Genomic DNA, 23,829 nt, shown 5'->3' with positions numbered 1-23,829 from the left:
GAACCTCACGTTTCGACAGTCCACCAGGGAGAGACCAGAATGTTCACGATGTCACGGCGCGCTGTCGCCGGTCTGATTGCTGCGGCTGCACTGCTGCCCGGAGCTACCTTCGCCGAACCGCTCAAGGAAATCCGGCTCGACTGGGCGACCTACAATCCGGTCTCGATCATCCTCAAGCAGAACGGCCTGCTGGAGAAGGAGTTCGCCAAGGACGGCGTGAAGATCACTTGGGTACAGTCGGCCGGCTCCAACAAGGCACTCGAATTCCTCAATGCGGGGTCCATCGATTTCGGCTCGACCGCGGGCTCCGCCGCGCTGGTCGCCAAGATCAACGGCAACCCGATCAAGTCGGTCTACGTCTATTCGCGTCCGGAATGGACGGCACTGGTGACCGGCAAGGACTCCAAGATCGCCTCCGTCGCCGATCTCAAGGGCAAGCGGGTCGCGGTGACCCGCGGCACCGATCCCCACATTTTCCTGGTCCGCGCTTTGCTCGGCGCCGGCCTCACCGACAAGGACATCACGCCAGTTCTGCTGCAGCATGCCGACGGCAAGGCCGCGCTGATCCGCGGCGACGTCGATGCATGGGCCGGACTCGATCCGATGATGGCGCAGGCCGAGGTCGAGGACGGCGCCAAACTGTTCTTCCGCAAGCCGGACGCCAACACCTGGGGCATCCTCAATGTGCGCGAGCAATTCCTGAAGGACTATCCGGATGCCGCGCGCCGCGTCCTCGCCGTCTATGAAGACGCCCGGAAATATTCGCTGGAGAACTATCCCGAGCTGAAGAAGGCGTTCATCGGCGTCACCAAGCTGCCCGACGCGGTCGTCGACAAGCAGCTCAAGGAACGCACCGAGCTGATCCACAGCCGCATTGGCGCGCCCCAGCGCGAGTCGATCCTCGCCGCAGGTCTCGCATTGCAGCAGGCCGGCGTGATCGACGCCAAGGTCGATGTAAAGGCAACGGTGGATGCACTGATCGACGATCAGGTGCCGCTGCCAAAGAGCTGACGCTTTCGCATCTGCGAAGCCACCCTTCACCCTCCCCGCAAAGGGAGGGTGAAGCTTTTGAGTATCTTGCAAACCAAATCGAGACGCGCTTCAGCTATGGCCATGACGCTCGACACGACCGCACCCGACGTAGCGGAGACGCGTGAAAAATCCGCATCCAACAGGCGCTGGCAGCGTTTCGCGCGGCCAGCGCTCGGCGTTGTGCTCCCACTCACACTGGCGCTGGCATGGGAGCTGGCCGTCTGGTCCGGCTGGTCGAACGGCCGGCTGGTGCCGCCGCCGTCGCGCGTCTTCGCCACCATCATGGAGCTCGCCCGAAGCGGCGAACTCTGGCGCCATATCACCACGACGCTGTCGCGCGTTGCCGCCGGCTTCGGCCTCGGCGTTGTCGCCGGCACGCTGCTCGGCGCTATCTCCGGCTATTGGGGAATCGCGCGGCGACTGCTCGATCCCACCGTGCAGGCGCTGCGCGCCATCCCCTCTATCGCCTGGGTGCCGCTGTTCATCCTGTGGCTCGGCATTTTTGAGACGTCGAAGGTCGCGCTGATCGCCGTCGGCGTGTTCTTTCCGGTCTATCTCGGCGTGATGGGCGCGATCCTCTCGGTCGATCGCAAGATCGTCGAGGTCGGTCGTACCTTCCGCCTCTCTGGCCCCGCCATGATCCGCCGCATCCTGCTGCCTGCGGTGCTGCCGGCCTATGTTGTTGCACTTCGCGTTGGCCTCGGGCTCGGCTGGATGTTCGTGGTTGCCGCCGAATTCATGGGCGCCTCCGAAGGGCTCGGCTATCTCCTGATCGACGGCCAGCAGCTCGGCAAGCCCGCGCAGATCCTCGCCGCCATCACCATTTTCGCATTGCTCGGCAAGACCACCGACTGGCTGATCGAATTGATCACCACGCCACTGCTGCGCTGGCAGGATGCGTTCCGTCCGGGCGGAGAGACCTGATGCTCGCGCTCGACAAGGTCGGCAAGACCTATCCCAACGGCGTCCATGCGCTGGAGCGCTTCACCGCGCAAATCCCGCAGGGCGAAATCGTCGCCATCATCGGTGGCTCCGGCTGCGGAAAATCGACACTGCTGCGCGCCGTTGCGGGGCTCGATCGCGCCTCGACCGGCAGCATCCGCATCGACAATATCGATATCAGCGCGCCGCATGAGAAAATCGGCATCATCTTCCAGGAACCGCGGTTGCTGCCGTGGCTGACCGTCGCCGACAACATCGGCTTCGGACTGTCCGAGCTTCCTGTCGCCGCACGCCGCGAGAAAGTCGCACAGGCCCTGGCGCGCGTCGGCCTGTCGGACAAAGCAAAGGCATGGCCGCGCGAACTATCCGGCGGGCAGGCGCAACGCGTGGCCATCGCCCGTGCATTGGTGCCGCAGCCGGAGGTGCTGTTGCTGGATGAGCCGTTCTCCGCGCTCGACGCCTTCACGCGCCGCGATCTGCAGGATCATCTGCTTGATCTGTGGGCCGACACGCGGCCGACGCTGGTCCTTGTCACCCATGATGTCGACGAAGCCGTTGTGCTGGCGGACCGCGTGCTGGTGATGCGTCCGAGGCCCGGTCGGCTGTTCGCCGAGATCGATGTCGGCCTCGCCCGTCCGCGCGACCGTGCCTCGCCGCTGTTCGAAGCCGTGAAGCGCCGCGTGCTCACCGCGCTGGATCGATCTCTCGATCGCAACGTGCCCGATAACGCGCCTGCCGAGGCGGTCGGCGCGTGGTGGTGACAACAGCGCCGCGAGCTAATAAAAGCTGCAACTAACAAGATCTCAGGGAGAGATATCATGGACGCCGCCGCGCTTCGCGCCACCCAGGCCCCCATCAAAGAGCTCTACAAGACCGATCCCAAGGCAGCCTTCATCACGCTGAAGGCCAAGGGCTCAATCGACAATGACGGCATCGCCTGCAAGGTCGAGACCGGCCGGCAGATCGCAGCCGCCGGCCTGCACCCGGCCACGGGCGGCTCCGGCCTCGAACTCTGTTCGGGCGACATGCTGCTGGAAGCACTGGTGGCTTGCGCCGGCGTGACGCTGAAGTCGGTGGCCACCGCCGTCGAAATTCCGCTGAAGTCCGGCAATGTGACAGCGGAGGGCGATCTCGATTTCCGCGGCACGCTCGGCGTCGACAAGGAAGCCCCGGTCGGCTTTGCCGAAATCCGCCTGCGCTTCGATGTCGACACCGACGCGCCGCAGGACAAGCTCGATCTGCTGCTGAAGCTGACCGAGCGTTATTGCGTGGTCTACCAGACCATCAAGCATGGCCCGAAGGTTTCGGTGTCCCTCAACAGGGTGTAAGCAGGCCGGACGACTCCCACCAAGGAAAGAGGAGGCCAAGCACCTCCTCTCGTCAGGCTGCCATGTCTCCCGAACTTGCCTTCCTCCTGACGCTCACTTTGCGCATGGCGATCACCGCCGCCTTCGTGATCACGGCCTCCATCATCACCGAACGATCCGGCCCGGTGATCGGCGCGTTGGTAGCGACGCTGCCGATCTCGGCGGGACCGTCCTACGTCTTTCTCGCGCTCGATCATGACGCCGCCTTCATCACGCAAGGTGCATTGGCCAGCCTGCCGATCAATGGCGCGACGATGCTTCTCGGATTGACTTACGTGCTGCTGGCGCAACGCCACAACGTGATCGTCAGCCTCGGCGCCGCTGTGCTGGTGTGGTTCGCCCTCGCCCTGCTGGTGCGGCAGTTCGAATGGACTTTGCTTGGCGGCATCGCGGCCAATGTCGTGGCCTTCGGCATCTGCCTGCCGCTGATGGCGCGGTTTCGCCATGCGAAGATGCCGCTCATCACCCGGCGCTGGTACGACATCCCGCTGCGTGCCGCTCTCGTCGCAACGTTGGTTGCCACCGTGGTGACGCTGTCCTCGACCATCGGCCCGACCGGCAGCGGCATTCTCGCACTTTATCCCGTGGTCTTCACCAGCCTGATGCTGATCCTGCATCCGCGGATCGGTGGCCCGCCCACCGCCGCCGTGATCGCCAATGGCGGCTGGGGCCTGATGGGTTTCGGCATCGCGGTGGCCGTGATGCATGTCACCGCTACCCGCTTCGGCTCGGTGGTCGCCCTGAGCCTCGCGCTCGCCACCTGTGTCGTGTGGAATCTCGGCCTGTGGGCGTGGGGCCGCAGGCGGGTGCGCTACGTGTAAAACCCCGTCATGGCCGGGCTCGTCCCGGCCATCCACGTCTTTGGCGCAGAGAAACAAGGCGTGGATGCCCGGCACAAGGCCGGGCATGACGATAGAGAATGTTACTTCGGCAGTTTCGCCTTCAGCGCATAGAGCGCATCCAGCGCCTCCCTTGGCGACATCTCGTCGGGATGCAGCGCCTTCACGGCGTCCATCAGCAATTCCGCCTCCGACGGAGGAGCCGCCTCGACCGGTGCACGCGCTGTGATCGCGAACAGCGGCAGGTCATCCATCAGCGCCTTGGCGCTCTGGCCGCGATCCTGCGCTTCAAGCTTGGCCAGCACCGACTTCGCGCGCGCGATCACCGCCGGCGGCAGGCCCGCGAGCTTGGCCACCTGAATGCCATAGGAGCGATCCGCCGAGCCCGGCAGCACCTCGTGCAGAAACACCACGTCGCCGTGCCATTCCTTGACCCGCACCGTGGCATTGAATAGCCGCGGCAGTTTAGCGGAGAGCGCCGTGAGCTCGTGGTAGTGCGTCGCGAACAGTGCGCGGCAGCGATTGCTCTCATGCAGATGCTCGATCGCGGCCCAGGCGATCGATAGACCGTCGAAGGTCGCCGTGCCTCGGCCGATTTCGTCGAGAATTACCAGCGCGCGTTCGGTGGCCTGATTGAGGATGACGGCGGTCTCGACCATCTCGACCATGAAGGTCGAACGACCGCGCGCGAGATCATCCGCAGCGCCGACGCGCGAAAAGAGCCTGTCGACAATGCCGATGCGGGCGCGCGAGGCCGGCACGAAACTGCCTATTTGCGCGAGCAGCGCGATCAATGCGTTCTGGCGCAGGAAGGTCGACTTACCGGCCATGTTCGGACCAGTGATCAGCCAGATCTGGCCGGACTTCTGCCCCGGCCCCGGTGAGAGGTCGCTGGCATTGGCGATGAACGGCTGGCCGTCGCGGCGCAGCGCCTGTTCGACCACCGGATGCCGGCCGCCCTCGATGGCGAATAACAGCGAGTTGTCGACTTCGGGGCGGACGTAGTTGTCATCGACCGCAAGCTTTGCCAGCGCCGTCGCCACATCCAACAGTGCGAAGGCATGGGCGGCAGCGCGCAGATCTTCCGACGCCTCGGCGACCATCGCCGACAGCCGTTCGAAAATTTCGAGCTCGAGCCCGAGCGCGCGGTCGCCGGCATTGGCGATCTTGGCTTCGATCTCGCCGAGTTCGGAGGTGGTGAAACGCACCTGCCCGGCCAGCGTCTGGCGGTGGATGAAGGTCGCGTTCAGCGGCGCCTGCATCAGCTTGTCGCCATGCTGCGCGGTAACCTCGACGAAATAGCCGAGTACGTTGTTGTGGCGGATCTTGAGACCCTTCACACCGGTGTCATCGGCATAGCGCGCCTGCATCGCGGCGACCACGAGACGCGAGGCGTCGCGCAGATTGCGGGTCTCGTCGAGCGCAGCTTCGAAGCCTTCACGCACGAAACCACCATCGCGCTTCAGCAGCGGAAGATCGTCGGCCAACGCCCGCGCAAAGGTCGCGGCGAGTTCGCGCGATGGCCGGCGCAGGCCGGTCATCGCGGCGGTGATATCCGCTGGCAGATTGTCGATGACGCCGAGACGATCAAGCACCTGATCGGCGGCAAGCACACCATCACGCAGACAGGCGAGATCGCGCGGACCGCCGCGACCGACCGAAAGCCGCGCCAATGCGCGCGACATATCAGGCGCAGACTTCAGGGCCGAGCGTAGATCGTCGCGCAGCCCGCTGTCCGATACGAAACTCGTGACCGCATCGAGCCGGCGGCCGATAGCGACTTCATCGGTCAGTGGCGCGGCGAGACGCTGCGCCAGCAGGCGCGAACCGGCGGCCGTCACGGTGCAGTCGATGGCATCGAGCAGCGAGCCCTTGCGCTCGCCTGATAGTGTCCGCGTCAGTTCGAGATTGGCGCGGGTCGCGGGATCAATCGCCATGGTGGTGCCGACCGCTTCGTGGGTCGGCGGCGACAGCGGCACGCGTTTGCCGACCTGCGTGCGCTCCACATAGGTGACGCACGCCGCCGCAGCGGTCGCTTCCAGCCGCGACATGGCGCTGAGGCCGTCCATAGTGGCGACGGCAAAGTAATCGCACAGCCGGCGTTCGGCGGTGGCACCATCGAACACGTCACGGGTCAGCGGCGTCACCGCCGGCAATTCGCGCAGCAACTGGCTGAGATCAGGATCGCTGTAGAGCGCGTCCGTAACCAGCACCTCGTTGGGATTGATCCGCGCCAGTGTCGCACCGAGTTCGCCTGTCGCACATTCGGTGACAATGAATTCGGCAGTCGAAATATCGATCCAGGCCAGACCGATGCGATCCGCACCGCTTGAGCCCTTGCTGCGCGCGATCGCCAGCAGATAGTTGTTCGCCCGGGCATCGAGCAGGTTTTCTTCGGTCAGCGTGCCGGGCGTCACCACGCGCACGACGTCGCGGCGGACCACGCTCTTGTTGCCGCGCTTGCGCGCCTCGGCGGGGTTTTCCATCTGCTCGCAGACGGCGACGCGGATGCCGAGCGCGATCAGACGATGCAGATAGTCGTCGGAGCGCTCCACCGGCACGCCGCACATCGGGATATCCATGCCCTGATGCTTGCCGCGTTTGGTCAGCACGATGCCCAGGGCGCGCGAGGCGACCTCCGCATCCTCGAAGAAGATCTCGTAGAAATCGCCCATCCGGTAGAACAGCAGCAGGCCGCGATTGGCGGCCTTGATCTCGAGGTACTGTTCCATCATGGGAGACACTTTTGCGGTGTCTTCCACGCGGGGAGCGGGTTCTGGGGCGGTAATGGGCTGCTGGATCGTCATGGCGCCGGACGCTAGCAAATTTTGCTCCGCCGATCCCACCCGCGGCTGTCGCAAACCATAGTTTTCCCCACCGTGGCGAGGCAGTTGACAAGTCAACTGCGATTTCATATCCGCAGTTCTCAAGGGAATTCTTTGAATTCCCAGGGACAACGCAGCCATCCAGCAGCGGCATTTGACCGGGTCAGCGGGGGTTCTTAAAACCACCGCGAAAATCCGGCAATCGAGCGCGGATGCAGTCTCCAGGGAGAGAATTGATGAGCGATGTCTTCATTTGCGACGCCGTCCGCACCCCCATCGGCCGTTTCGGCGGCTCCCTTGCCAAAGTTCGCGCCGACGACCTCGCCGCCGCCCCCATTAAAGCCCTGATCGACCGCAATCCCGGTGTGGATTGGGCTGCCGTCGAGGAAGTCTATTTCGGCTGCGCCAACCAGGCCGGTGAAGACAACCGCAACGTCGCCCGCATGGCCGCGCTGCTGGCCGGCCTCCCCGATTCCGTCCCCGGCGCGACGCTAAACCGTCTTTGCGCCTCCGGCCTCGACGCCGTCGGCGCCGGCGCCCGCGCCATCCGCGCCGGTGAAATCGATTTCGCCATTGCCGGCGGCGTCGAATCCATGACCCGTGCGCCATTCGTGCAGGGCAAGGCCACCGAAGCCTTCTCCCGTTCGGCGGAAATCTTCGACACCACCATCGGCTGGCGCTTCATCAACCCGCTGATGAAGGAAAAATACGGCGTCGACGCCATGCCTGAGACCGGCGAAAACGTCGCGCAGGATTTCCAGATCTCCCGCGCCGACCAGGATGCCTTTGCGATCCGCTCGCAGCAGAACGCCGGCAAGGCGATCGCTTCGGGCTATTTCGCCGAAGAAATCATTCCGGTGATGGTGCCCGGCGGCAAGGCCGGCCCGATCGCCGTCGACAAGGACGAGCATCCGCGCCCCGAAACCACGCTGGAAGGCCTCGCCAAGCTGCGCCCGATCGTCCGCAAGGACGGCACGGTCACCGCCGGCAACGCCTCGGGCGTCAATGACGGCGCCTGCGCCATGATCCTCGCCTCAGGCGCTGCGGTCGAGAAGCACGGCCTCAAGGCCCGCGCCCGCATCCTCGGCCTCGCCTCGGGCGGCGTCGCGCCGCGCATCATGGGCATCGGCCCCGTGCCGGCGACCAAGAAGCTGATGGAACGCCTTGGTCTTAAGATCAGCGACTTCGACCTGATCGAGCTCAACGAGGCCTTCGCATCGCAGGGTATCGCCGTACTGCGCCAGCTTGGCGTCAAGGAAGATGCTGATTTCGTGAACCCACACGGCGGCGCGATCGCGCTCGGCCACCCGCTCGGCATGAGCGGCGCGCGCCTGGCGATGACGGCCGTGCACGGCATGGAGAAGCGCGGCGGCAAGCTCGCGCTCGCCACCATGTGCGTCGGCGTCGGTCAGGGCGTCGCCATGGCGATCGAGAAGCTGAACTAAAAAACTACATCCACAAGCAAGCCGCCGCGGGATCCGCGGCGGCCAAAGGGGAAACCAGCATGACGCTAATCTATCCCGTCGAGAGCAATGCGGCGCACGCGCCGCGCCTCTCACCCGGCTACAAGAGCACCATCAAGCGTGCCCCGCAGAAGCAGCGGATATTGATGCCGCACACGCTGTCGGAGACGACGGGACCGGTCTACGGCCACGAGACCGTGCGCCCCGGCGATCATGACCTCACCACCATGCATGCGGGCGAGCCGCTCGGCGAACGCATCATCGTGCACGGCACGGTGATGGACGAGGACGGCCGCGGCGTACCGAACACGCTGGTCGAACTCTGGCAGGCCAATGCCTGCGGACGTTACGTGCATGTCTGGGACCAGCATCCTGCGCCGCTCGATCCGAACTTCACCGGCGCCGGCCGCACCGTCACCGACGCCGCGGGCAACTACAAGTTCGTCACCATCAAGCCCGGCGCCTATCCGTGGGGCAATCACCATAATGCCTGGCGCCCTGCGCACATCCACTTCTCGGTGTTCGGCCACTCCTTCGTCTCGCGCCTCGTGACGCAGATGTATTTCCCGAACGATCCGCTGTTTCCGTTCGACCCGATCTTCAACTCGGTCACCGACGAAAAGGCACGCCTGCGCATGGTGTCGGACTTCGACCTCGACGTCACCGAGCCCGGCTGGGCGCTGGCCTATCGTTTCAACATCGTGCTGCGCGGCCGCAACGCCACCCCGACGGAGAATCACTGATGCCCGGAATTACCCCGTCGCAGACCGTCGGCCCGTTCTATGCCTATGGCCTGACGCCGAACGGCAAGTACGCCTGGAACGACGCCTTCACCAGCAACCTGCTGACACCCGACGTCACCGGCGACAAGATCCGCATCGAAGGCGTGATCTATGACGGCGACGGCAAGGTTGTGCCCGACGCCGTGCTGGAAATCTGGCAGGCCGATGCGCAGGGCCGCTTCGCCGATCCGCAGGATACCCGCGGGCTGCCGAATTCGAGCTTCAAGGGTTTCGGCCGCTCCGGCACCACCGATGCCGGCGAATATTCGTTCGACACCATCAAGCCAGGCGCCGTGCCGGGCATCGATGGCAAAGAACAGGCGCCGCATATCGTGATGGCCGTGTTCGGCCGCGGCATGACGATGCAGTCGATGACGCGTATCTATTTCGAGGACGAAGCCGCGACGGCTGATGATGCGGTGATGAACCTCGTCCCGGCCGACCGCCGCGCGACGATCATCGCGAAGAAGACGGCGCCTGGCGTGTATCGGTTTGATATCCACCTGCAAGGCGACAACGAGACGGTGTTCTTCGACGTGTGATGTCTCTCTTATCCCTCCCCCAAAGCGGCGCAGCCGCGCAGGTGGGGAGGGTGGATCGACCGCGAAGCGGTCGAGACGGGTGGGGAGCCACACACGGCGTCCTCGCTTGGGGAGAGACCCCACCCCGGCCTATCGGCCGACCCTCCCCACTGCGTCCAGCTTCGCTGGACTTGAGGGAGGGAAACCATCAGCGTCTCCGCTTCAATTACTCCATCACCGCCGGATGCTCGTCCGCACCCGGCTTCGCCGCTTGCGCGCGCAAGGTCGCCTTGGACGAGCCGATGATCAGCGCCATCGGGATCGCACAGAGCGTCACCAGCATCACCATCTGATAATCCAGCCCGAAGGCGATGATCGTGGCCTGCAGCGTGACGATGGCGTCCATCATGGCGCGGCCGCTATCGGTGGCGAGGTTGATCGCGCTGGTCACATTGGGCATCTGCAGCGCGTTGTTGAACGGCGTGACGTGCTCCACCAGCACCGCATGGGCCATGCGAGTGCCGGAAGTGAGTTGCGCGATTACGATGGAAATGCCGATCGAACTCGCGACATTGCGCAGCAGCGTGAGCATTGAGGTGCCGTCGGTGCGCAGATGATTTGGCAACGTCAGGAACGCCACCGTGGACAGCGGCACGAAGACGAGACCAAGGCCAAATCCCTGCGCGATGGAGACGACGACGATCTCCGGCACGCCGGTCTGGTCGGTCCACATCGACGTAAAGAACAGCGACACCGACATCAGCGCCATTCCCACCATGATCAGTGTACGCGCCTCAACATATTTCATGATGCGCCCGACCAGCATCATCGCCACGAAGGTGCCGGAGCCACGCGTCGCCAGCAGCAGACCTGCCGTGAGGATCGGATAGCCGATCACGTTCTGCAGATAGGGCGACGACAGTGCCATGGTCGAATACAGCACCAGCCCCATGACGGCCATGAACACGCAGCCGCCGACAAAATTCTTGTCCTTGAAGATCGCGAACTGGATGAACGGCTTCGAGGTCGTGAAGGAATGCGCGAAGAAATAATAGAAGCCGATGATCGAGACGATCGCCTCGATGACAATTTCATTGGATTCGAGCCAGCCGAGCTGCTCGCCTCGGTCAAGCGCGAGCTGCATCGCACCGATGCCGATAGCCAGCGCGCCGAAACCGAACCAGTCGAATTTCAGTTCTGCATTGGTCTTGGTCTCGTCCATGAAGGCCAGCAGGCCAAACACCGTGATGATGCCGAAGGGCAGATTGACGAAGAATACCCAGTGCCAGGAATAAGTTTCGGTCAGCCAGGCGCCCAATGACGGCCCCATGATCGGGCCGAGCATCACGCCCATGCCCCAGATCGACATCGCCTTGGCGCGCTCATGCAGCGCGTAGCTGTCGAGCATCACCGCCTGCGACAGCGGCACGAGTGCCGCGCCGAACACGCCCTGCAACAGGCGAAAGCCGACCATCTGGTTGATGTCCTGCGCGAGGCCGCACAGCACCGAGGCGACAGTGAAGCCCGCCGAACAGACGATGAAGATCTTCTTGCGACCGAACCGGTTGGCGATCCAGCCGACGGGCGCAGTCATGATCGCCGCGGCAACGATATAGGAGGTCAGCACCCAGTTGACCTGATCCTGCGACGCCGACAGCGTGCCCTGCATATAGGGCAACGCAACGTTCGCAATCGTGGTGTCGAGCGCCTGCATGATAGTCGCGGTCATGGCGCAGATCGTCACCATGTTCCGGCGAAAGCCGGGGACCGCACTGGGAGATGGCGCCGACGTGCTCATGGGATCAGTCCTGAGCAGCCTTGGCCGATGACAGGCCGAGCAGGCCCGCCAGCGAACGATGGTGTTCGGTGTCGATGGTCGTGTAAGTGCTCATGCCGGCCTTCAGCCGTTTCACGAACGGATCGTTATAGTCGAGATAGATCCGCACCGGCACGCGCTGCACGACCTTGACGAAATTACCCGTGGCATTCTGCGGCGGCAGGATCGCGAATTGCGCGCCGGTGCCAGGGCTCAGCGAACCGACAGTGCCCTTGAAGGCATGGTTCGGGAACGCATCGACATCGATCTCCACGGTCTGGCCGACGGCGATGTAAGTGAAATCAGATTCCTTCAGATTGGCATCGACCCATGGCCTGTTGTCGTCGATCACCGTGAGGATCGGCGTGCCGGCCATCGCGAAGCGGCCGAGCTGGATGTTATCGACCTGCGTCGCGACGCCGGAGATCGGCGCCTTCAGCACGGTGTGGTCGAGATTGCGCTGCGCCTGATCGAGCGCCGACTGCGCCTGCGCGTAAGGCGGGAACTGAGCCAACGGCAGGTCGGGATTGCCGAGCAACTGATTCATCGAGGTCGCGAGCTGCTGCCTCAGGAGTTCGAGCTGCGCCTTCGCGGTCACCGCCGCAGTCGCCGCATTGTCGAGATCGAGCTGCGAGCCGAAGTTGCTCTTGACCAGGGTCGACTTGCGTTCGACGTCGCGCTGTTTGAAGTCGACACCCTGCTGCGCCAGATCCTGCATCTGGCCATAGATCTTCACATTGCTGACGAGGTTGTCATAGGTGGTTTTCGCCTGCGCCAGCTTGGCCCTGGCATCGTCGAGCGCCAGCCGGAACGGGACCGGATCGATCTCGAACAACACATCGCCTTCTTTGACATGCTGGCCTTCGCGCACCACGACATTGTCGACCTTGCCGGAGATATCCGGCGTGATCAGCACCTTCTGCGCACCGACATAGGCATCGTCAGTGCCGACATAGCGACCGCCCGACAGATAGAAGGCGACGCCGCCAACAAGAACGATGGCAGGCAGTACGACCAGCAGCAACGTTCGCCGATACCGCTTCAGGAAACCTTTCGCGCCCTGACGCTGCGCGGTCGCGGCGCCATCGGATCCGCCCTCGGGCGCATCCTTGTCGGGAAATTTCAGCACGGGCTCAGCCATAGACTTGTTCCTTGGTCTTTGTGGCTGCGGGGCTCAGCGCAGCGCGGATATTGTCTTTGATGGTTTCCAGATGCGCGACCAGCTGGTGCATGTCGGCCTCGCTCACGCCGCCGAACGCGACCTGCATCAGGTTGCCGCGCAGCACCGCCAGCTTTGCCGTCAGCGGGCGCGCTGCCTCGGTGAGATAGAGGCGCTTGATGCGGCGGTCGGTATCGTCATTGCGGCGTTCGATCAGGCCGCTGTCGCAGAGCTTGTCGATCAGCCGCGTCAGGCTGATCGGCGCCATTTCCATGGCGTCGGCGAGATCGGTCTGTTTTTGCCCCTCATTGCGCTCGACCTTGGCGAGCACCGCCCATTGGGCGCGGGTCATGCCGAACTGGCGCGCTTCCTTGTCGGCCAGCAGCCGCAACATGCGCTGGGTCTCGAACAAAGCGGACAGGAAATCGGTGCCGGTGTCAGGCTGGCAGGACATGGAGGCGCTCCGTAAACTTAGCTTATTATAAGCAAGCTTATGAATAACGCATCGGTGGACGATACGATGCAGCCCCGCGACAAGCGCATGGCTAGATCTCCCGGACCTCCCCAGAATGGGCGGCACAGCAAAAAGCCCGGCACGAGGCCGGGCTTGAGGTCGTCAGGAGGGTCGAAAGGGTCAGTATTTGGCCACAACAGCCGGGCTGAAGGCGTAATTGATGCCGGCGCGGAAGACGTGGTCGTGGAAGCCGACCGAGGTCTGGTTGGCTGTCCCCCCGAAATAGGTCGCCGAACCCAGATCGAGATAGAGATATTCGAGCTTGGCCGACCAGTTGGTGCCGAACTTCTTTTCCAGACCGGCGCCCAGGGTCCAGCCGACACGGGTCTGCGATTCCGACAGCAGCGTGCCGGGAATCGTCACGGCGGCGCTGGCCGGTGTCGTGCCAGCAGAGCCTGGCCCGAAGATCTGACCCGTTACTGTCGTCTGGGTGGAATATTTGACCTCACCGACAACCAGACCGCCAGTACCGTAAAGCAGCAGGTCCGGTGTCGCCAGCAGGCCGACCCGGCCGCGGAATGTGGCGAACCACGGGAAGCTCCATGAGCTGTTTGCCGAGGTCAGTGCGAGCAGATTGAAGTCACCGCCGGGCAAGGTGGTCCGCAGCGAACTCACTGGAGAGTTCGCGCTGCCACGTTCACCAGTCCCCTGGATATCGGCTTCGAGACCGACGACCCATGTGCGGTCGAGCTGCCAGTTGTAGCCGATCTGGCCGCCGCCGAGGCCGCCATTGACGTCCTGCTTGACCGGCGACGCAAAGGCGGTGCCCGGCAGGAAAGTGGCGTCGCCCTTGCCCCAGCTGTAGCCGCCGTTGAGGCCGACATAAAACCCGGTCCAGTTGATGCCGGGGTCCACCAGAACCGGCGCCTTGGCGTACATGCGGGGCGACAGATCCGCAGCGCCCGCGGTCGACGAAAACGCCATGATGGCGAGGCCTGTAGCGGCCAATACGGTACGTTTCACCATCAGTCTCCTCAACAACAGATCAACAAAGGCAGGCCCAAGGCCCTGCTTCGATGATGTGTAGTTGAATGAGACATCAGCGACTTGGAACGGACGCGACGCGGCAGGACTGGGCGAGACTGGCACCGCAATTCGCTCTGCTTGTTGCGTTCAAGCCACATGGCGCATCGCGAACTATCAAAAGAGAAACCGCCCAAAGACGCAGTAACGCGATGAATATGAACGCGATCCGTACTGGCACGACCAAGATGTAGTTCAATGCTTACAGGACTGATCCTCGTGACTTCAGGGCCCGGTCCCGAAACGCCCGATTCATTAATCGCGGCTGCTTCCGAAAATCTGCCGACACCGCAGCTCCAATTCGGGCGCCTGACATTCAACGTCGAATCCCCTCTTCCGACGGACACCCCGTTTTCAACCGATACTGCATTGCACAGGTTGCCCGGCGCGATTGTTTTTATCGGCACAGGATTTCCGGCGAACGACCGCATGCCGGATGCTGCGACTGCGTCACCGCCTGACGATGTTGTGTTTGCAGTCGTTCTGAAAGGTCGGGCTCGCGCATCGCAGCATGGCCGCGAAGAGATCATCGAGCAGAACCATGCGGTCTTGATGACAACCAGGGACGCCGGTTGGCATACGTCATCTTGTGAGACGCAGCATCTGATCGTTCAGATCGACCGTGCTGCGCTGTCGATCAAGGTGCCCAATCTCGGCGCCTGGCTCATGCGACCTGTCCTCCTGGAGGCTCGGACGTTGCGGCTAATGATGGCGCATTGTCAGGAAGCAATCGACCTCGACGGGTCCGCCCCCACCCATCTTCAGCACCATGTCGTGGCCGATCTGTGTAGCCTGATCGCACTTCTGACAATCGGTTGCGAGAACCGCTCCGAGACATCTCCACCTTCCAGCACCCGCATGCTGCGCTTGCAGGCGATCAAGGCAGCCATCGAAGCAGGCCTCGGAAATCACGACCTCTCGGCCGAAACGCTGGCGGCGGCTCAGAAAATCTCGCCGGACTATGTCCGCAAGCTGTTTCGCGAACACGGCCTCAGCCTGTCTGAATATTTGCTCGAACGGCGTCTGGCCCTTGCTCATGCATTGCTACTCGACCCATTGCGGGCCGATGAGCGGATCGGGAAGATCGCGGACGAGGCCGGCTTCAACGATTTGTCGTATTTCAACCGGACATTCCGGCGCCGATATGCCACCTCGCCATCGGATCTGCGCAGAAGCGCGACTTGATCCGGTACGGTATACTCGTTCAACCTTTGCAATCGACCGGTCGGCGCCCCATCTGGAGGGAACGCTCGTCGTTTACCGCAGGATTTGGTGTAAGATTGGGGCCCAGCGCCAAAAAGACGGGCACAATCACAGCCAACGGGTTAAGCTACCTCCATATGGCAGTTCCAAAACCAACTTTCCCTGCTCCTGGCCACGATCACGACCGCTGTACGGCGGACGCGATGCATCATGCCGAGCATGTCTGTGCGGCCCGGTCGCAAAAGCTGACCCCGATCCGCCGGCAGGTGCTTGAAGCGCTGCTCGCAAGCCATCGGCCGCTTGGGGCCTACGAGATCATCGATGAGTTGGCCAAGACCACTTCGCGTCCGGCGCCGATCACCGTGTATCGCGCACTTGATTTTCTCATGGAGAACGGCCTCGTTCACCGCATCGAGAGCCGCAACGCCTTTCTGGCCTGCGCGCACGACCACGGCACAGCCTCGATGGTCGCGTTTCTGATCTGTGACCAGTGCGGGTCGGTCGGCGAAGTGCCCGCAACGAAGGTCGCGCAGAGCCTGAATGATGCCGCACGGACGACTGGCTTCGTCCCGAAACTGTCTGTTGTCGAAATCACCGGAACCTGCGCGCACTGTCAGGCGTGACGATCCCATAACAACACGGCGACAAGCCGGGCCCGAGGCTTCATGTCTGCAGAAGTGATCATCAGTCCACCCGGCGGACGCGCACTCACCGCCGGCGCCATCGCCCTTGTGCTGATGCTGTGCCTGACCTGGGGCTTCAACCAGATCGCCATCAAGCTGGTGCTGCACGATATCCCGCCTTACACGCAGGCGATGCTGCGCTCGGCCGGCGCGCTGCTGGTGATCCTGGCCATTGCGCGCATGCGCGGCGTCAAGTTGTTCGAACGCGACGGCACGCTGAAAGCGGGCCTGTTTGCCGGCGTGCTGTTCGGCATCGAATTCGTGCTGATCTTTCACGGCCTGCAATTCACGACGGCCTCGCGCGCCGCGGTTTTCCTCTACACGATGCCGTTCTTCGTGGCCTTCGGCTCCTATCAATTCCTGGGCGAACGCCTGCGCCCGGTGCAATGGGCCGGACTCGCGGTGAGTTTTGCCGGTGTCGCCGTGGCGATCGGCGTCCCGCAGCCCGATGTCACTACTGATGTGCTGATCGGGGATCTGATGATCGTCGCCGGTGCGGGGCTATGGGCCGCGACCACGCTGGTGGTCAAAACGACCCCCTTGCTCTACGTCGCGCCTGAAAAGGCATTGGGATACCAGGTCGGGCTATCTGTCCCGATTCTGGGCCTGGCGGCGCTGCTGGCGGGCGAGACCGTGACCCGGGTTCCCGGTCCTCTGGCGCTGTCCCTGCTCTCGTTTCAGGCCTTCTGGGTGGTCGGATTCACGTTTTTGCTCTGGTTCGGGCTGATCAAGACCTATTCCGCCAGCAAATTGTCGGCTTTTACCTTCATCACCCCTTTGTTTGGCGTCGCGGCGGGCTATCTCATCATGGGCGACCATCTGACCCCCGCCTTCGGCCTCGCTGCGCTATTGGTCATCGCCGGGCTGGTTCTCGTTAACCGACCGGTCAGGGCCTAGACCACTAACGCATTGCTGGATGTCATCTAAATCTGATATTCGAGACCCCATGAACAAGATTGAAATTCCGTCTGATATCGCCGGTCCGGCGCCCCGGCACCTCACCACACAGGTCATGGTTGGCAACGTCGCTGTCGGCGGCGGCGCCCCGATCGTCGTGCAGTCGATGACCAACACCGACACCGCCGACATCCAGGGCACCATCGACCAGGTCGCAGCGCTGTCGCGCGCGGGCTCGGAAATGGTCCGCATCACCGTCGACCGCGACGAGGCCGCAGCTGCCGTTCCGCATATCCGCGAAGCACTCGACAGGCAGGGCATCACGACGCCGCTGGTCGGCGACTTCCATTACATCGGCCACAAGCTGCTCGCCGAATATCCGGCCTGCGCCGCGGCACTCGACAAATACCGCATCAATCCCGGCAATGTCGGCTTCAAGAGCAAGCGTGACAGCCAGTTCGCCGACATCATCGAGATCGCCAACAAGAACAACAAGGCCGTCCGCATCGGCGCGAACTGGGGTTCGCTCGATCAGGAACTGCTCACCAAGCTGATGGACGAGAACGCGCTGTCCGCGAATCCAAAGGACGTCCGCGCGGTGACGCGTGAAGCGATGGTGCAGTCGGCATTGCTGTCGGCGGCCCGCGCCGAAGAACTCGGCATGCCGAAGAACAAGATGATCCTCTCCGCCAAGGTCTCGGCGGTACAGGACCTCATCGCGGTGTATCAGACGCTCGCCTCGCGCTCCGACTATGCGATCCATCTTGGCCTGACCGAAGCCGGCATGGGCTCGAAGGGCATCGTCGCCTCCTCGGCCGCGCTGGGCATCCTGCTGCAGCAGGGCATCGGCGACACCATCCGCATTTCGCTCACCCCCGAGCCCGGCGGTGATCGCACGGTGGAAGTTCAGGTTGCGCAGGAACTGCTGCAGACCATGGGTTTCCGCACCTTCGTGCCGCTGGTCGCAGCCTGCCCGGGTTGCGGCCGCACCACGTCGACCACGTTCCAGGAACTGGCGCGTTCGATCCAAGATTTCATCCGCGACTCGATGCCAGGCTGGAAGACGCAGTATCCCGGCGTCGAAAACCTCAACGTTGCGGTCATGGGCTGCATCGTCAACGGCCCCGGCGAATCCAAGCACGCCAATATCGGCATCTCACTGCCCGGCACCGGCGAAAGCCCCGCCGCGCCAGTGTTCGTCGACGGCGAGAAATTCCGCACCCTGCGCGGCCCAAGCATTGCGGCCGACTTCAAGGCGCTGGTGATCGACTATATCGATCAGCGCTACGGCGCCAACGCCAAGGCACCGGAAGTCGTGACCGCGGCCGAGTAATTCAAGCAGCTGCTCCAAAATCAGCCGGCGACCGGATCATCCGTCGCCGGCTTTTTTCGCCGTATGACGGACATGAAGGATCACGACTTCATCCAAGCCTTCGTCAACTGCATAGAAGATCGAAAACGGATAGCGCACGATCGGCAGCATACGGGCCTCGTCTTCGCTCGTAGCCACACCTGTGAACGGGAATTGTTCGAGTTGTGTGCAAACCCGCTCGATACGAGCCACAACGGCACGTGCAGCCGCCTCATTGCGCTCGGATATATAAAGGAAAATCTCTTCGAATTCGATCAGGGCGGTCTTAGACCACCTGACTTTCATCAGCGAAAGCGATTGAAGAGAGCCGCAACTTCTTCTTCGCTAGCCAACTGGCCAGCTCGCATTTCAGCAAGACCGCGGAGCACGGCAGCCCGCTCTTCGTCATTCAATTGGTAGACACCGACGTGCTTTGCCTCGATCTCATTGAACGACGTCAAAAACTCTTCCTGCGCCTCTTCCGGCCAGGTGGCGACTTGTTCAAGGATGAGTTCGATATCCTGACGGGTCATCGATTATGTTTAGCACATTTTTGCTGCCATGGCGATAATTTCAATCTATAGTTTTATTTTAGGATACAGCACGCGAAGAGGCAGTCTTGCGTCTCGGCAATCGCTTATTCGGATTGGCACCCGGGCCGAACGCTACGGTCGCCGGCGCCTTTTTCTTTCTTGTCTCCTCAGCCTCTTCCAACGCTCAGATGTTTGGCCTGCCCGGCCGCTTCACGCGGCCTGACATCGCGCCATCACAGCAGACGCCGCCGGCGGCGCCCCCTCAGGTGCCGAAGCGGACCGGCAACGCTGCAGCTCACTGGGGACCACTCTTCAAAGCCCAAGTGGAGCGATGCTGGAAAAAGCCCGGTGGTGGCGGCAAGGAGCCGATCGAGGCAATCTTTGTGATCAAGCTGAATCGCGATGGCATGATCGATGAGGCGCGCCCGATATCCATCACCTCGACCACGCCCTATAGCAAGGCGTATCAGATGAGTTGCATGCGTGCGCTCGAGAACTGCCAGCCCTACAGGCTTCCCGATGCCTATTACGACGAGTGGCGCTTCTTCGAGCCGGTCTTCACCGAGCGCATCCGCTGAGCAACGCTACAGCGGAATCCACCGGAACTCGCGGTTGCTCAGCCCCGCTTCTTCCAGATCCAGATCGCGCTCGATGCGGCGGCGGCTCTCGTCGGTAATCTTGCCGTCGCGCAGTTGCGCGTGGATGAATTTGCGCTCGGCCTTGATGAGTTCGCGCACCAGATCGATGCCGACCGCCGAGACGTCGACGTCAGGATCGAGCTCGCCCGGCAACTGGTTCGAGCGGCTTTCATGGCGCGCGCGCAGCAGTTTCACGACTTCGTCCGAGAGTTCACGATCGTCGGTCATGGCATCGAGCCGCGCCAGGGCTGTCGCCAGTGCCTCGCGGCGCGTAGCGAGTTCAGCCTCGTGCTCGGCGATATATTCCTTGCGGCCGATTTTGGTCACGCCGAGCCACTTCACCACGATGGGCAGGCACAGGCCGAAGCCAACCAGCGTAATGAGAATGATGTTGAAGGAGACGAACAGGATCAGGTCGCGCGACGGAAAGCCTTCGTTCGAGACCAGCGTGAATGGCAGCGCCAGCGCTGCGGCGAGCGATACGGCACCGCGCACGCCGGTGAAGGCGACGACGAAGGTCCATTGCCAGTTCGGCGCGGGATCGCGCTTGCGCAGGTCCGCGCTGAGCCAGCGCGGCACATAAATCGCTGCATAGACCCAGACAAAACGCGCCACGATGATCACGACGGTGACGAGCACCGTGGCCCACATGATCTCTGCGAACGGAAACGCCTTCGATTTCTCGATCAGCGCCCGCATCTGGAAGCCGGTCAAAAGGAACAGCAGACCCTCGACCAGATAGATCACCAAGTCCCAGAAGAAGATGCCCTGCAGACGCGTCGCCGCCGAGATCAGCAGCGGGCCGTTCCAGGAAATGTAGAGACCGCAGGCCACAGTGGCGATGATGCCGGAGCCGCCGAAATGTTCGGGAATGAGATAGGCGACATAGGGTGTCAGCAGCGACAGCGTGATCTCGACCTGCGGATCGCGCGCGCGGTGACGCATGCGCAGGCTGATCCAGCCGATGGCGAGGCCGAAGACGAGTTCGCAGGCGAGAATGGCGACGAAGGTACCGGCCGCCTTCGGCAGCGAGAACGCCCCGGTGGTGATCGCCACCACTGCAAAGCGATACAGGATCAGCGTCGTCGCATCATTGGCGAGACCCTCGCCTTCCAGCACCACCAGAATGCGGCGCGGCAGGCCGATTTTGCGCGCAATCGCCAGCGGCGCCACCACGTCCGGCGGCGCGACGATGGCGCCGAGCAGGAAGCCGACCGACCACGGCAGCCCGATCAGAAAATGCGTCGCGGTGGCGACGAGGCACGCCGTGAAGATCACGCAGCCGACGGCCAGGAGCGTGATGATCCGCAGATTGGCGCGGAATTCGCGCCAGCTCATGGCGACGGAGGCCGAATAGATCAGCGGCGGCAGCACGCCGAGCAGCACCACATCCGGCGGCAATTCGATCGATGGCATGCCCGGCACGAAGGCCAGCGCAATGCCGGCCAGCAGCAGCAGGATCGCGGGGGCGATGCTGATGCGCTTGGCCAGCCACGCGGTGCATGCGAGGGCGGCGATCAGGACCAGGAAAATCTGAAACTTGGCTTCCACGCGGCGGCATCCTCTACACGCCTAATTTGCCCGGATGGGAAGTGAGGTCAATGTATCCGTCATTGCGAGGAGCGAAGCGACGCGGCAATCCAGAAACCACAAGCTGAGGAAGACTGGATTGCTTCGTCGCAAGAGCTCCTCGCAATGACGGCTGAGAGGTCGAGCCTAGATCGCGCTTGCCGCGATATTGACCATCAGCGCCACCAGCGCCGTGTTGAAGATGAAGGAGACGATGCCGTGGGCCGTGGCGGTGCGGCGGATGGATTTCACGGTGATGCCGACGTCGGAGACCTGCGCAGTCATGCCGATGACAAAAGAGAAATACACGAAGTCCCAATAATCGGGCTGTTCCTTCGTGTCGTCATCGCCAGACGGAAATGCCAGCCCGCCGGGCTTGGCTCCGCGATAGAATTGATGGGCATAATGCAGCGAGAACGTCGTGTGCACGGCGGCCCAGGACGAGGCGATGGTGACGATCGCCAGCGTCAATTCCCAGCCCGTGCGATGGCCCTCGCCAAGTTCGAACACGATAGCCGCGATGCTGGCGAAGGCGCCCAGGGCCGCCACCAGCAGGATGATGAAACTGCCATCGTCCTGCAAGGCGGCGTTGCGGCGGATGTGTTTCTGACCGCCGCTGCGCAGCATCATGCCGTAGACCAGCATGAGATAGAACGCGATGAACACGTCCCAGCCGATCAGCAGGCGCGTCACCAGCCGCAGCGAGGATGGCAGCACGAAGAACGCGACGATGCCGATCAGAAGCGCCAGAAACGTGCGCGGGCGGCCGTAAACGACGCGGAGCGGCGCCGGCATCTTGCGAAAACGGACAAGGAGCTCATCGAGATCCTTGCCCGTCTCCGACATGATCAGGTCTTCCTTAGTTCTTGCGCTCGGCCACGAAGCGCGCGGCGGCGCGCAGCACGTCGCCCTTGGCACCGAAGATCGACAGCGATGCGTCGGCGGTGGCGATCAGATCGGCGACACGCTTCTTGGCGCCTTCGACGCCAAGCTGCGTCACGAACGTCGTCTTGTTGAGCGCGGCATCGGCGCCTGCGGGCTTGCCGAGCGCCGCGGCGTCGCCTTCGACGTCGAGAAGATCGTCGGCGATCTGGAACGCTTCGCCGAGCGCGCGGCCGTAATCGTCGAGCGCCTTGTATTCCTTCTGCGTGGCCTGGCCGAGCAGCGCGCCGGCAATGACGCCGTAACGCAGCAGCGCACCGGTCTTCATCTGCTGCACGCGGGCGACGTCCACAGGCCCCTTGTCGCCGAAGCGGCCTTCGCCGGCGAGATCGAGCATCTGGCCGCCGACCATGCCGCCCAAACCAGCACAGCGGGCGAGAGCTCGGGTCAGCAGCAGGCGCACCGTCGCATCCGAATGAATTTCATCGCGGGTGACGATGTCGAAAGCGAGCGTCAAAAGCGCGTCACCGGCGAGGATTGCGGTGGCGTCGTCGGTGGCCTTGTGCAGGGTCGGACGGCCGCGGCGCAGGTCGCTGTTGTCCATGGCCGGCAGGTCGTCATGGATCAGCGAATAGCAGTGGATGCATTCGAGGGCGGCGCCGACCAGCAGCGCCTGCTCGCGGTGCACGCCGAATACCGCCGCACTCTCGACCACCAGGAACGGGCGCAAACGCTTGCCGCCGCCGAGCGAGGAGTAACGCATCGCATCCATCAGCCGCTTCGGCCGGGCGATTTCATCGGGTAGCACGCCATCGGCGAGCACTTTGGTCAGTACGGCTTCGGTATCGTCCGCGGTCTGGTCCAGGCGCGAGGCAAAATCTTTGGTGGAAGCACCGGTCGACATTAAGAATAGCTCCAGAACAATTTGGCCGGACAATCCTCTATGGCAAAGGCCACGTCAATTGCGCCTGCGGCGTCCCGCCGCGATTGGTCGCGGCAAGCTTAACCGGCTTGAAAAGAGCGGGGAAAGCCCGCTTTATCAGCGGCATAGCTCCGACCGGGAACGCCCCTCTTGCGCCTCATCCGCCGCCTTATCCTGATCGGGATCCTGCTCCTCGCGCTGCCCTATCTGCTGACGCCGCTTTATGCCGTCGGCCGGCCGATTTCGGCGCTGATGGCCTGGCGCTGGATCACCGGTTCCCCCGTGGAGCGGACCTGGGTCGATCTCAAGACCATGTCGCCGGCACTGCCGCGCAGCGTGGTCGCGTCCGAAGACGCCAAATTCTGCAGCCATCGCGGGATCGACTGGGATTCCCTGCAAAACGCCATTGAGGACGCCCAGGACGGCGAAGTCTCCGGCGGCGGTTCCACCATCACCCAGCAGGTGGCGAAAAACCTGTTCCTGTGGTCGGGCCGCAGCGTGATCCGCAAGGGCCTCGAAATCCCGCTGGCCATGTGGGTCGACCTGATGCTGTCCAAGCAGCGGATCCTGGAAATCTACCTGAATATCGCCGAAATGGGCCCATCCGGGCAATTTGGCGCCCAGGCCGGCGCCGAATATGCCTTCAATCGGCCGGCCTCGAGCCTGTCGGCCCGGGAAGCCGCGCTCCTGGCCGCGATCCTGCCCAATCCGGTCACCCGCAGCGCCCGGACGCCGGGGCCGGGGGTGCGGCGTCTGGCAGGAACCTATATGGCGCGGGCGCAGGCGGCGGAGCTGCAGAGGTGCTGGAACTAGGCTATCATTCCGGGGTGGGACCGGCGGCAAAGCCGACGGGCATGGGCCCGGAATC

24 protein-coding genes are annotated in these 23,829 nt (G+C 63.2%); 14 read left to right on the top strand and 10 right to left on the bottom strand.

The features are described 5' to 3' along the window. The first annotated feature begins 39 nt into the window (after nt 1-39). The 5 genes from AB8B02_RS28745 (at nt 40) to AB8B02_RS28725 (ending at nt 4,162) form a co-directional block, all read left to right on the top strand. On the top strand, nt 40-1,011 hold the full coding sequence (locus AB8B02_RS28745) for an aliphatic sulfonate ABC transporter substrate-binding protein (protein WP_439065831.1): 972 nt from the start codon (nt 40-42) through the stop codon (nt 1,009-1,011). Between the two features lie 96 nt (nt 1,012-1,107). Then, nucleotides 1,108-1,956, top strand: coding sequence for an ABC transporter permease (locus AB8B02_RS28740; RefSeq protein ID WP_439065830.1), 849 nt, complete (start codon nt 1,108-1,110; stop codon nt 1,954-1,956). After that, entirely contained in the window at nt 1,956-2,735 is a 780-nt protein-coding gene (locus AB8B02_RS28735) for an ABC transporter ATP-binding protein (RefSeq protein WP_309947824.1), read from the top strand. The genes AB8B02_RS28740 and AB8B02_RS28735 overlap by 1 nt, the downstream gene beginning before the upstream one ends. Nucleotides 2,736-2,792: 57 nt before the next feature. Beyond that, complete coding sequence (locus tag AB8B02_RS28730; protein ID WP_089262662.1) at nt 2,793-3,302, top strand: OsmC family protein; 510 nt, start codon at nt 2,793-2,795, stop codon at nt 3,300-3,302. A gap of 62 nt (nt 3,303-3,364) precedes the next feature. Then, nucleotides 3,365-4,162 carry a hypothetical protein gene (locus AB8B02_RS28725; RefSeq protein ID WP_439065829.1) on the top strand — a complete coding sequence of 266 codons (798 nt, stop codon included), beginning with the start codon at nt 3,365-3,367 and terminating at the stop codon, nt 4,160-4,162. Between the two features lie 101 nt (nt 4,163-4,263). Here the strand turns inward: AB8B02_RS28725 and mutS are convergent, their stop codons facing one another. Next, nucleotides 4,264-6,987 carry a DNA mismatch repair protein MutS gene (gene mutS / locus AB8B02_RS28720; protein WP_439065960.1) on the bottom strand — a complete coding sequence of 908 codons (2,724 nt, stop codon included), beginning with the start codon at nt 6,985-6,987 and terminating at the stop codon, nt 4,264-4,266. Nucleotides 6,988-7,241: 254 nt separating this feature from the next. On the opposite strand from mutS, the gene pcaF reads away from it, so the two are divergent. Genes pcaF through pcaG form a run of 3 tightly spaced genes read left to right on the top strand, consistent with a single transcriptional unit; the run spans nt 7,242 to nt 9,792 of the window. Further along, a complete protein-coding gene (gene pcaF, locus AB8B02_RS28715; protein ID WP_089262668.1) occupies nt 7,242-8,450 on the top strand; it encodes a 3-oxoadipyl-CoA thiolase in 1,209 nt (402 codons plus the stop codon). 59 nt (nt 8,451-8,509) lie between these two features. Continuing rightward, nucleotides 8,510-9,211 (top strand): protocatechuate 3,4-dioxygenase subunit beta, encoded by a 702-nt coding sequence (gene pcaH, locus AB8B02_RS28710; RefSeq protein ID WP_068732948.1) that lies wholly within the window; start codon nt 8,510-8,512, stop codon nt 9,209-9,211. Beyond that, nucleotides 9,211-9,792, top strand: a complete 582-nt coding sequence (gene pcaG, locus AB8B02_RS28705) for a protocatechuate 3,4-dioxygenase subunit alpha (protein WP_089262670.1) — start codon at nt 9,211-9,213, stop codon at nt 9,790-9,792. Before pcaH ends, pcaG begins: the two co-directional genes overlap by 1 nt. Before the next feature lie 205 nt (nt 9,793-9,997). On the opposite strand, the gene AB8B02_RS28700 is transcribed toward pcaG, so the two are convergent. The 4 genes from AB8B02_RS28700 to AB8B02_RS28685 all read right to left on the bottom strand — a co-directional run bounded on the left by AB8B02_RS28700 (nt 9,998) and on the right by AB8B02_RS28685 (nt 14,226). Further along, nucleotides 9,998-11,569: a DHA2 family efflux MFS transporter permease subunit gene (locus tag AB8B02_RS28700; protein WP_439065828.1), complete on the bottom strand. Its 1,572-nt coding sequence runs from the start codon at nt 11,567-11,569 to the stop codon at nt 9,998-10,000. A gap of 4 nt (nt 11,570-11,573) precedes the next feature. Then, nucleotides 11,574-12,728 carry an HlyD family secretion protein gene (locus AB8B02_RS28695; RefSeq protein WP_439065827.1) on the bottom strand — a complete coding sequence of 385 codons (1,155 nt, stop codon included), beginning with the start codon at nt 12,726-12,728 and terminating at the stop codon, nt 11,574-11,576. After that, nucleotides 12,721-13,200: a MarR family winged helix-turn-helix transcriptional regulator gene (locus AB8B02_RS28690; RefSeq protein ID WP_093759716.1), complete on the bottom strand. Its 480-nt coding sequence runs from the start codon at nt 13,198-13,200 to the stop codon at nt 12,721-12,723. The genes AB8B02_RS28695 and AB8B02_RS28690 overlap by 8 nt, the downstream gene beginning before the upstream one ends. Before the next feature lie 180 nt (nt 13,201-13,380). Continuing rightward, entirely contained in the window at nt 13,381-14,226 is an 846-nt protein-coding gene (locus AB8B02_RS28685; RefSeq protein ID WP_439065826.1) for an outer membrane protein, read from the bottom strand. Between the two features lie 486 nt (nt 14,227-14,712). On the opposite strand from AB8B02_RS28685, the gene AB8B02_RS28680 reads away from it, so the two are divergent. The 4 genes from AB8B02_RS28680 (at nt 14,713) to ispG (ending at nt 18,399) form a co-directional block, all read left to right on the top strand. Then, the gene (locus tag AB8B02_RS28680; RefSeq protein WP_439065825.1) at nt 14,713-15,468 is read left to right on the top strand and encodes an AraC family transcriptional regulator; all 756 of its coding nucleotides are present in this window, start codon (nt 14,713-14,715) and stop codon (nt 15,466-15,468) included. 155 nt (nt 15,469-15,623) lie between these two features. Next, nucleotides 15,624-16,109, top strand: coding sequence for a Fur family transcriptional regulator (locus AB8B02_RS28675; RefSeq protein WP_092139844.1), 486 nt, complete (start codon nt 15,624-15,626; stop codon nt 16,107-16,109). 42 nt (nt 16,110-16,151) lie between these two features. Continuing rightward, nucleotides 16,152-17,066, top strand: coding sequence for a DMT family transporter (locus tag AB8B02_RS28670; protein ID WP_439065824.1), 915 nt, complete (start codon nt 16,152-16,154; stop codon nt 17,064-17,066). Between the two features lie 49 nt (nt 17,067-17,115). Next, complete coding sequence (gene ispG / locus AB8B02_RS28665; protein WP_439065823.1) at nt 17,116-18,399, top strand: flavodoxin-dependent (E)-4-hydroxy-3-methylbut-2-enyl-diphosphate synthase; 1,284 nt, start codon at nt 17,116-17,118, stop codon at nt 18,397-18,399. Between the two features lie 36 nt (nt 18,400-18,435). On the opposite strand, the gene AB8B02_RS28660 is transcribed toward ispG, so the two are convergent. Beyond that, nucleotides 18,436-18,723, bottom strand: coding sequence for a type II toxin-antitoxin system RelE/ParE family toxin (locus tag AB8B02_RS28660; RefSeq protein ID WP_439065822.1), 288 nt, complete (start codon nt 18,721-18,723; stop codon nt 18,436-18,438). Then, nucleotides 18,723-18,950, bottom strand: coding sequence for a hypothetical protein (locus AB8B02_RS28655; protein WP_120288294.1), 228 nt, complete (start codon nt 18,948-18,950; stop codon nt 18,723-18,725). The genes AB8B02_RS28660 and AB8B02_RS28655 overlap by 1 nt, the downstream gene beginning before the upstream one ends. A gap of 188 nt (nt 18,951-19,138) precedes the next feature. On the opposite strand from AB8B02_RS28655, the gene AB8B02_RS28650 reads away from it, so the two are divergent. After that, nucleotides 19,139-19,528, top strand: a complete 390-nt coding sequence (locus AB8B02_RS28650; protein ID WP_120288293.1) for a hypothetical protein — start codon at nt 19,139-19,141, stop codon at nt 19,526-19,528. A gap of 6 nt (nt 19,529-19,534) precedes the next feature. Here the strand turns inward: AB8B02_RS28650 and AB8B02_RS28645 are convergent, their stop codons facing one another. The 3 genes from AB8B02_RS28645 to AB8B02_RS28635 form a co-directional block, all read right to left on the bottom strand. Then, entirely contained in the window at nt 19,535-21,139 is a 1,605-nt protein-coding gene (locus AB8B02_RS28645; RefSeq protein ID WP_439065821.1) for a Na+/H+ antiporter, read from the bottom strand. Nucleotides 21,140-21,304: 165 nt separating this feature from the next. Further along, nucleotides 21,305-22,003, bottom strand: coding sequence for a DUF1345 domain-containing protein (locus AB8B02_RS28640; protein ID WP_309947840.1), 699 nt, complete (start codon nt 22,001-22,003; stop codon nt 21,305-21,307). A gap of 13 nt (nt 22,004-22,016) precedes the next feature. Continuing rightward, nucleotides 22,017-22,943 carry a polyprenyl synthetase family protein gene (locus AB8B02_RS28635; protein ID WP_089262697.1) on the bottom strand — a complete coding sequence of 309 codons (927 nt, stop codon included), beginning with the start codon at nt 22,941-22,943 and terminating at the stop codon, nt 22,017-22,019. A 168-nt stretch (nt 22,944-23,111) separates the two neighbouring features. Between AB8B02_RS28635 and mtgA the strand changes: the two genes are divergently transcribed. After that, nucleotides 23,112-23,774 carry a monofunctional biosynthetic peptidoglycan transglycosylase gene (gene mtgA, locus AB8B02_RS28630; RefSeq protein ID WP_439065820.1) on the top strand — a complete coding sequence of 221 codons (663 nt, stop codon included), beginning with the start codon at nt 23,112-23,114 and terminating at the stop codon, nt 23,772-23,774. Nucleotides 23,775-23,829 lie beyond the last annotated feature (55 nt).

The organism is Tardiphaga sp. 862_B3_N4_1, assembly GCF_051811085.1.
GTDB lineage: Bacteria > Pseudomonadota > Alphaproteobacteria > Rhizobiales > Xanthobacteraceae > Tardiphaga > Tardiphaga robiniae.
This window is presented reverse-complemented; position numbering and strand designations above follow the sequence as displayed.

What these genes read in the sequence shown, in the direction of transcription:
- AB8B02_RS28660 (WP_439065822.1), bottom strand. Translation starts at nt 18,723, where the DNA reads ATGAAAGTCAGGTGGTCTAAGACCGCCCTGATCGAATTCGAAGAGATT.
- AB8B02_RS28675 (WP_092139844.1), top strand. Translation starts at nt 15,624, where the DNA reads ATGGCAGTTCCAAAACCAACTTTCCCTGCTCCTGGCCACGATCACGAC.
- AB8B02_RS28695 (WP_439065827.1), bottom strand. Translation starts at nt 12,728, where the DNA reads ATGGCTGAGCCCGTGCTGAAATTTCCCGACAAGGATGCGCCCGAGGGC.
- mutS (WP_439065960.1), bottom strand. Translation starts at nt 6,987, where the DNA reads ATGACGATCCAGCAGCCCATTACCGCCCCAGAACCCGCTCCCCGCGTG.
- pcaH (WP_068732948.1), top strand. Translation starts at nt 8,510, where the DNA reads ATGACGCTAATCTATCCCGTCGAGAGCAATGCGGCGCACGCGCCGCGC.
- AB8B02_RS28725 (WP_439065829.1), top strand. Translation starts at nt 3,365, where the DNA reads ATGTCTCCCGAACTTGCCTTCCTCCTGACGCTCACTTTGCGCATGGCG.
- pcaG (WP_089262670.1), top strand. Translation starts at nt 9,211, where the DNA reads ATGCCCGGAATTACCCCGTCGCAGACCGTCGGCCCGTTCTATGCCTAT.
- AB8B02_RS28745 (WP_439065831.1), top strand. Translation starts at nt 40, where the DNA reads ATGTTCACGATGTCACGGCGCGCTGTCGCCGGTCTGATTGCTGCGGCT.
- AB8B02_RS28680 (WP_439065825.1), top strand. Translation starts at nt 14,713, where the DNA reads ATGCCGGATGCTGCGACTGCGTCACCGCCTGACGATGTTGTGTTTGCA.
- AB8B02_RS28740 (WP_439065830.1), top strand. Translation starts at nt 1,108, where the DNA reads ATGGCCATGACGCTCGACACGACCGCACCCGACGTAGCGGAGACGCGT.
- ispG (WP_439065823.1), top strand. Translation starts at nt 17,116, where the DNA reads ATGAACAAGATTGAAATTCCGTCTGATATCGCCGGTCCGGCGCCCCGG.
- AB8B02_RS28635 (WP_089262697.1), bottom strand. Translation starts at nt 22,943, where the DNA reads ATGTCGACCGGTGCTTCCACCAAAGATTTTGCCTCGCGCCTGGACCAG.
- AB8B02_RS28700 (WP_439065828.1), bottom strand. Translation starts at nt 11,569, where the DNA reads ATGAGCACGTCGGCGCCATCTCCCAGTGCGGTCCCCGGCTTTCGCCGG.
- AB8B02_RS28640 (WP_309947840.1), bottom strand. Translation starts at nt 22,003, where the DNA reads ATGTCGGAGACGGGCAAGGATCTCGATGAGCTCCTTGTCCGTTTTCGC.
- AB8B02_RS28670 (WP_439065824.1), top strand. Translation starts at nt 16,152, where the DNA reads ATGTCTGCAGAAGTGATCATCAGTCCACCCGGCGGACGCGCACTCACC.
- AB8B02_RS28690 (WP_093759716.1), bottom strand. Translation starts at nt 13,200, where the DNA reads ATGTCCTGCCAGCCTGACACCGGCACCGATTTCCTGTCCGCTTTGTTC.
- AB8B02_RS28730 (WP_089262662.1), top strand. Translation starts at nt 2,793, where the DNA reads ATGGACGCCGCCGCGCTTCGCGCCACCCAGGCCCCCATCAAAGAGCTC.
- pcaF (WP_089262668.1), top strand. Translation starts at nt 7,242, where the DNA reads ATGAGCGATGTCTTCATTTGCGACGCCGTCCGCACCCCCATCGGCCGT.
- AB8B02_RS28655 (WP_120288294.1), bottom strand. Translation starts at nt 18,950, where the DNA reads ATGACCCGTCAGGATATCGAACTCATCCTTGAACAAGTCGCCACCTGG.
- AB8B02_RS28685 (WP_439065826.1), bottom strand. Translation starts at nt 14,226, where the DNA reads ATGGTGAAACGTACCGTATTGGCCGCTACAGGCCTCGCCATCATGGCG.
- AB8B02_RS28650 (WP_120288293.1), top strand. Translation starts at nt 19,139, where the DNA reads ATGTTTGGCCTGCCCGGCCGCTTCACGCGGCCTGACATCGCGCCATCA.
- AB8B02_RS28735 (WP_309947824.1), top strand. Translation starts at nt 1,956, where the DNA reads ATGCTCGCGCTCGACAAGGTCGGCAAGACCTATCCCAACGGCGTCCAT.